The sequence below is a fragment of the Streptomyces sp. WELS2 genome, from assembly GCF_013870595.1.
Classification (GTDB): domain Bacteria; phylum Actinomycetota; class Actinomycetes; order Streptomycetales; family Streptomycetaceae; genus Streptomyces.
Genome location: NZ_JACBWZ010000326.1, coordinates 1 through 6,542, shown reverse-complemented (window position 1 = coordinate 6,542; position 6,542 = coordinate 1). Strand labels below are relative to the sequence as shown.

Below are 6,542 nucleotides of genomic sequence, written 5' to 3'. Positions count from 1 at the left end.
CCCGGATCGCCCTCGAGGGCGCGGGCGGCGGCGAGGGCGCGGGCGTCCATACCCTTCGCCTGCCGCCCTACGACGCGTCGGCCGATACGGGCCGGGGCGACCGGCTCGCGGGCGCGACCGTGCGCGAGGCAAGGGACCGCAGGCTCGTCCGCCGGGTCTGCCAAGGGGTGCTCATAAGGCCCCGCAGCCAGGGCGGCAAAGGTGCGGGCCACCCCCAGAGCTCTGTGCAGCGGCGCGCGAATACCGAGCCGAAGCACCACAGGTGACACCACCGGCATCCCCTGGACTGCGGCTACAGCCGGGCGGAGCACAGTGGTTGTCACCGGTACGGGCGCGTGCTGCCTGTCACCAGCAGCACGCGAAGCGGAGCCGATGTCACCGCCCCCGTCCCCCGCAGCCGGTGCCGGCTGCCGGGGAGCACCGGGATGAACTGCCCGGTCGGCGACCCGTCACAGGGCTCCGGCGTCCCGGGCCGTCCAGACGCTCGGGTAGATCGGCCGGAAGCCGAGTTCCCGGCGGATGCGCTGGTTGGACGTGATCCCGAACCACGGGTCGGGGTCCGTGAACTCCTGGAGCCCGGCAGGCACCTCGACGCCGTTGAGCCGGTACAGCTCGACCGTCGTGACGGGGGCGTCATCGGCGATGTTGTAGATCCGGCCGGCGATACCCGACGCGTACAGCAGACGCATCAGGCCTTGGGCGACGTCCGCGTGATGGGCCATCTGCAGGCGCTGGTGCGGTGCCCAGCGGGCGGCCCAGCGCAAGGAGTCTGCAAGGTGCGGGTCGCCGTCCCCGTAGACGAAGGGGAGCCGCCCGATGCGTACGTCCAGACCCTTGAGCGCGAGCAGTTCGCGCTCGGCCTCGGCCTTGGACTCCGGGTAGGCACCCCACAACGCGCCGCCCGGCCGGCTCTCGTCCTCCTCGGTCAGCGGGCGGCCCCGTCCGACGCCGTACACATTGTTCGTGCTGACCTGTACGAACCGCTCCACGCCGGAGACTCGCGCGGCGCGGCCCAAGGCCACCGCGGCGTCCCGGTTGACGGCCCACGCCTCCTCGTCGGGCACCCCGCGGAAGGAGGCGGCGACGTTCACCACGGCGTCCACGCCGGCGAGCGCCTTGCCGAGTGTCTCCGCGTCGCGCATGTCTCCTACGGCGACCTGGGCGCCCAGCTCCGCGAAACGCTCGCCACGAGCCGCGTCCCGCACCAGGACCCTCACCTGCTCGCCCGGCTGCCGCTGGGCCAGCAGCCGCGGCACGAAGCGGCGTCCGACCTGCCCCGTCGCACCGGTCACCAAAGTCAGCATGATGTGCTCCTCACGCACTGTGTCGCCTGTCGTCGAAGACCAGCCTCGACGGATACGGGGAAGACCGGCAGAGACCTCTGCATCAGGGGATCGGCAGTCCCTGGATAAGCCGGCCGGGGTCCCGCACCCTGGAGAGGTGAACCGTGTCGAACTCACCGACTTCCTGCGCCGCGCTCGTGCCCGCCTGACCCCTTCCGACGTGGGACTCCCGGCCGGCACCCGCCGCCGTACGCCGGGACTGCGCCGTGAGGAGGTGGCCCAGCTGGCGGGCATGTCCGTGGACTACTACACGAGGCTGGAACAGTCCCGGGGCCCGTGCCCGTCCCGCCAGATGCTCACGGCGCTGGCCCGCGCCCTCCGCCTGACCAAGGACGAGCACGACCACCTCTTCCACCTCACCGGTCAGGAGCCGCCGCGCCGTGAGGCGACCAGCACGCACGTGCGCCCGGGCCTGCTCCTGGTGCTGGACCGGCTGCACGACATCCCGGCGATCGTGGTGACCGACTGCGGCGAGGTCCTGGCCCAGAACGCGCTGTCGCGGGCGCTGAGCGGAGACGCCCTCGCCCACCCGCCCCGAGGACGCAACATGATCCGCCGCTTCTTCCTGGACCCGGCGGTCCAGGAGCTGTTCCCGCCCGAGGACCGCCCGGTGCGCGCCCGCGAGCACGTCGCCGGCCTGCGAGCGGTGACCTCGGCCCGCCCCACGGACCCCGAACCCGCCGGCCTCGTCGCCGAACTACGCTCGAACAGCGAGGAGTTCGACCGCCTCTGGAACGAACACGAGGTCGCCGTACGCCGCGCCACCACGAAACGCTTCCGGCATCCTGCGATCGGCGTCCTCGAACTCGACTGCGAGGTCCTCGTCAACTCCGACCACAACCAGCAGCTCGTCATCCACACGGCCCGGCCGGGCACGGAGTCGTACGAGCGCTTGCAGTTGCTGCGGGTGGTGGGCTTGCAGGACCTGACGCCGAGCAGTTCCTGACCGCGCCGGGTAAGTGGTGGCCGGTTCCGCGTGGGGCTGGTGGTCGGATACGTGGCGCATCCGGCCGGACGGCAGTGGACAGCGGTCGCGTTGACGTCGCCCGCTTGGCTTGAGAAGTCCGGCAACTTGTGGGCATAGATATCACTCACTGTAGTGAATTGCTGCAGATCGTCCCGCTCCAGGCCGTCGGCGTCTGTATCTGTTGTCCCGGACCAGCAACCAACCTCCACGGTCCACCCTCGGGAAGGGACGACTCACCATGTCAGCACACCGTTTCGCCCGCGTGATCGCGGTGGCAGTCGCCGCGGCAGCCCTGAGCGGCAGCACCGCGGTCCACGCCACCGCGGCCGCGGACACCCGTGCCGCCACAGCCCGGCAGATCCTGCGCACCAGCGGCATCTCCTTAGCTGTCGCTCACCAGGGAGGCACGCACGCGGGCTCCACCGCCAAGGCGAACATCACCGACACCGCAGGCGGCAAGGGCGCCCTCACGAGTCCGTGGGGGCACAAGCCGAACCGCCGCGTGGCCCTGGACCCCGGCATGCTCAACGGGCTGCTGAAGCTGAACACCCAGTACAAGTACCGCATCGCCGTGTCGGAGATCGTCGGAGGCAAACACAGCGCCACGTCCCGGCACTACGCGGGCAAGGCGTTCGACATCAGCCACATCAACGGCAAGCATGTCGGGTCGGGCGCCCCGCACAAGGCGCTGATGGCCGCCTGCCGCAAGCTGGGTGCCACGGAGGTCCTCGGCCCGGGCAACGCCGGGCACAGCAGGCACGTGCACTGCGCCTGGCCCCGTTGAGCATCCGCCGTACCCGCCTGACGGGCGCGTTCTTACAGCCGCTGGGGCCCAGCGAGTCCGCTCGCCGGTGCCCCGGCGGCTCCCGGCGTCCGCAGCGGCTGTCTGCACCAGTCTCGTGTCCCGCACCACGTCGCCTCGACTCACTCTCTGCAACAAACCCCAGGTGGCTGGATTCGAACGTGTGGGCGTTCCGCCGGCAGCGGAGCGTCAGCGGGCCGGGACGCGGGACACGCCAGAAGGTATCGAGCGGTCGTCCGTTCGCCGGCGAGGCCGGCCATATCCAGGCGGAGCGGCCGGGAGCAGGTGAAGCCGTCCGGGCGCCGCCGCTCGGCGAGCGGGGTGACATCTCCCTGTCGACGGCCGGGACCGCGCAAGGCCGAACGAGGCGTGCCTGGTCGGACCGGCGCAGCCGGCCGAGCGCTTGGGGCGTCGAGATCTGCGCGGCCCCGCTTCCGGCGACTTTCGTCGAACCTCGGTGAACTCGTCCGCCGGTCGGTGAGGTTCACCGGACGGTGTCGCACCGATGCACGGTGGCCCGGACGCCATCGGAAACCAACTTCCGTTCAGATGGTCACGCCTCTTGCCGGGTGGCCGGACGGGCCGTTACGGTCCCAGCCAGTGATCATCTACGCGCGTCACGTCACCAGGGGAGAGCCTCATGCGCATGCGCCCAACCGTCCTGACCACCATCGCCGTGCTCTGCGCGGGAGGTGCCGTGGCCGCCGGCACGGGGGTGACCGTGGCCCGGACGAATGACGCGCCGGCGCTCGCAGCCACCGGATGGACGCAGGTCGGGCACGACGTGAGGAGCGGCATCAGCGGACTCACCGTCACCTCGCGCACACACGACGCCTACCGGGTTCTGATAGCCCTGGACAACAAGCGCCCCGGAGAGACCCGCATCGCCCGACTCGACTACCGCGCGGGCGACTCCGGCCGTACGGCCACCGTGCAGCCACTTGAATGGAGGGGCGGTGCCGAACCGATCGACGTGGAGGCGATCGAGTCGGTGCCAGGGGCCTCCGACGAGTATCTGGCCGTGTCGAGCCGCGGCCTCGTTTACCACATCGAGGTCACCGACGACGGGAAGGCGGTCCAGGTGCGCGACCTCTCGCCGCTCCCGGCGATCGGTGAGGGCGACGATTTCGAGAGCTTCGCGCTCGTCTCCCGGAACGACAAGCTGGCGGCGGTGTGGGCCGACCGGGGCGAAGGCGACGGCCGCCCCGCGACGCTCTACGCCGCGCCGCTGTCGTTCAACCAATACGGGGAGTCGGTGTTCGGCACGGTGACGAAGGCCGCCTACCGTGCGCCGTATCCCACACAGGACCTCCGGCACGCCTCCGACATCGCCGTCACCGACTCGGGCCGACTGCTGATCGCCTCGGCGTCGGACGAGGGGGACGACGGTCCGTTCGACTCGGCGGTGAGCGACGCGGGCTCGGTGTCGCTCGACCGCTCGGGCCGGGTGCGGCTCACGATGGCCCGTTCCCCGGAGATACTGCGGAAGTTCAAGGGCCACAAGGTCGAGGCCGTGGACTGCGTGTCCGGCTCCGGCACCGCGATCCTCGGCACGGACGACGAGAACGCGGGCGGCGCCCTCACGACCGCCCGCATCTGCCACTGACCACTCGGCTGCAGCACGGCGATCGTCACACAACCGCCACGCCGCAGCAGGTCAAGTGGATGCCGACGCTCTTGGTGCGGCGGGAGCATGTCCGTAGCCGGCCGATGCGGGACCGGCCGAACCTCACCACGGTGATCGCCGCTGCTCGGGGCGGCCGGGCCCAGCAGGCCGGCACCCCGGAGAGCCACTCCCGGGCCCTTGACGCGGATCCGGCGAGCAGATCCACTACCGCGTGCTGCTCGCCGACCCCGACGATCCGCGCCGCACCGGCGAGCCCGTCACCGGCACCTTCCGCACGGTCTCCCGGCGCCGCCGGGACGGCGTGCGCTTCCTGTGGTCGGGCGACCTGGCCGGCCAGGGCTGGGGCATCAACCCCGACCTCGGCGGCTACCGCATCTACGACGCCATGGGCCGGCTGGACCCGGACTTCTTCCTGTGCAGCGGCGACAACATATACGCCGACGGACCGATCGCCGCGACCCAGGCGCTGCCCGGCGGCGGCACCTGGCGCAACGTCACCACCGAGGAGAAGGCCAAGGTCGCCGAGACCCTGGCCGAGTACCGGGGCAACTTCCGCTACAACCTGCTCGACGCCAACCTGCGCGCGTTCAACGCCCGGGTGCCCTCGGTCATCCAGTGGGACGACCACGAGGTGCGCAACAACTGGTACCCGGGCGAGGTGATTGCCACGACCGACACCCGGTACACCGAGAAGAGCGTCGACGTCCTCGCGGCGCGCGCCCGGCGGGCGTTCGGCGAGTACTTCCCCATCCCCACGCTGCGGCCGGGCGCCGCGGAGGGCCGCGTCTACCGGGTGCTGCGCCAGGGTCCGCTGCTGGACGTGTTCGTGCTGGACATGCGCACCTACCGCAACGCCAACTCGCCGGACGACCAGACGACCGACCCGCAGGGCATCCTCGGCCGGGAGCAGCTGGAGTGGCTCAAGCGGGAGCTGGCCCGCTCGCGCGCGGTGTGGAAGGTGATCGCCGCCGACATGCCGATCGGTCTCGTCGTACCGGACGCGACGGAGGGCCGGCCGAACTTCGAGGCGGTGGCCCAGGGCGACCCGGGCGCGCCACTCGGGCGCGAGCTGCAGATCGCGGAGCTGCTGCGGTTCGTCAAGCACCGGCGGATCACCGGCACGCTGTGGCTGACGGCGGACGTGCACCACACCTCGGCCCAGCACTACCAGCCGTCCAGGGCCGCGTTCACCGACTTCGAGCCGTTCTGGGAGTTCGTCTCCGGGCCGCTGAACGCCGGCGCGTTCCCGGCCAGCCCGCTGGACGGCACGTTCGGCCCGGAGCGGGTGTTCGTGAAGGCGCCGACCGCGTCCAACGTCTCGCCGGCCGGCGGCTACCAGTTCTTCGGCGAGGTGGACATCGACGGGGACAGCGGCGAGCTGACGGTGCGGCTGCGGGAGCAGGACGGCAGCGTGCTGTTCAGCCGGACGCTCCAGCCGGGCCGGGTCGGTCAGTAGGCGGCCCGGAGCGGGGAGGGCGGCCGGTCGGCCGTAGAAAGCGCAACAAATGGGGCGGAGCATGCTTTTACTCGTCGGACACAATCAGTTCGTGATCGCGCAACACCCCTCCTGCACAGTGGCCGCATGACTCCAGAGATGCCTGATGTGACCCGGGCCCGGCACGGACGGCCCGTGCACCACTGGCGGCGGGACATCGTCGAACTCGCCGCGCTGTTCACGGCGGTGGCCGTCGCGGACGCGGTGGCCAACCTGATCGGGCACGGGCCGGACGGACCGGCCCTGCTCGTGATCTCGGCGATCGTGCTGGCCGCGACGGCGGGCTTCCACGTGTGGTGGTCACGCCG

General features: G+C 71.3%; 5 protein-coding genes and 2 pseudogenes. 6 read left to right on the top strand and 1 reads right to left on the bottom strand.

Features of this window, described 5'->3' with window-relative positions; translation table 11 throughout:
* A partial coding sequence (locus H5J33_RS36780; protein ID WP_220212515.1) for a hypothetical protein occupies window positions 1-266 on the top strand: 266 nt, incomplete at its 5' end.
* Window positions 267-449: 183 nt separating this feature from the next.
* On the opposite strand, the gene H5J33_RS19260 is transcribed toward H5J33_RS36780, so the two are convergent.
* The gene (locus H5J33_RS19260; protein ID WP_181796169.1) at window positions 450-1,304 is read right to left on the bottom strand and encodes an NAD(P)-dependent oxidoreductase; all 855 of its coding nucleotides are present in this window, start codon (window positions 1,302-1,304) and stop codon (window positions 450-452) included.
* A gap of 136 nt (window positions 1,305-1,440) precedes the next feature.
* Between H5J33_RS19260 and H5J33_RS19255 the strand changes: the two genes are divergently transcribed.
* The 5 genes and pseudogenes from H5J33_RS19255 to H5J33_RS19235 form a co-directional block, all read left to right on the top strand.
* The gene (locus H5J33_RS19255) at window positions 1,441-2,289 is read left to right on the top strand and encodes a helix-turn-helix domain-containing protein (RefSeq protein WP_181796168.1); all 849 of its coding nucleotides are present in this window, start codon (window positions 1,441-1,443) and stop codon (window positions 2,287-2,289) included.
* 259 nt (window positions 2,290-2,548) lie between these two features.
* Window positions 2,549-3,094: a hypothetical protein gene (locus tag H5J33_RS19250; protein ID WP_181796167.1), complete on the top strand. Its 546-nt coding sequence runs from the start codon at window positions 2,549-2,551 to the stop codon at window positions 3,092-3,094.
* Window positions 3,095-3,752: 658 nt separating this feature from the next.
* Entirely contained in the window at window positions 3,753-4,718 is a 966-nt protein-coding gene (locus tag H5J33_RS19245) for a hypothetical protein (protein WP_258565227.1), read from the top strand.
* A gap of 208 nt (window positions 4,719-4,926) precedes the next feature.
* Window positions 4,927-6,195, top strand: a pseudogene (locus H5J33_RS19240) (alkaline phosphatase D family protein); the annotation flags it as partial.
* A gap of 126 nt (window positions 6,196-6,321) precedes the next feature.
* Window positions 6,322-6,542: pseudogene (locus tag H5J33_RS19235) on the top strand (GNAT family N-acetyltransferase); the annotation flags it as partial.

Excerpts from the sequence above, each read along its gene's own strand:
- H5J33_RS19245 (WP_258565227.1), top strand. The coding sequence starts at position 3,753 with ATGCGCATGCGCCCAACCGTCCTGACCACCATCGCCGTGCTCTGCGCG.
- H5J33_RS19260 (WP_181796169.1), bottom strand. The coding sequence starts at position 1,304 with ATGCTGACTTTGGTGACCGGTGCGACGGGGCAGGTCGGACGCCGCTTC.
- H5J33_RS19250 (WP_181796167.1), top strand. The coding sequence starts at position 2,549 with ATGTCAGCACACCGTTTCGCCCGCGTGATCGCGGTGGCAGTCGCCGCG.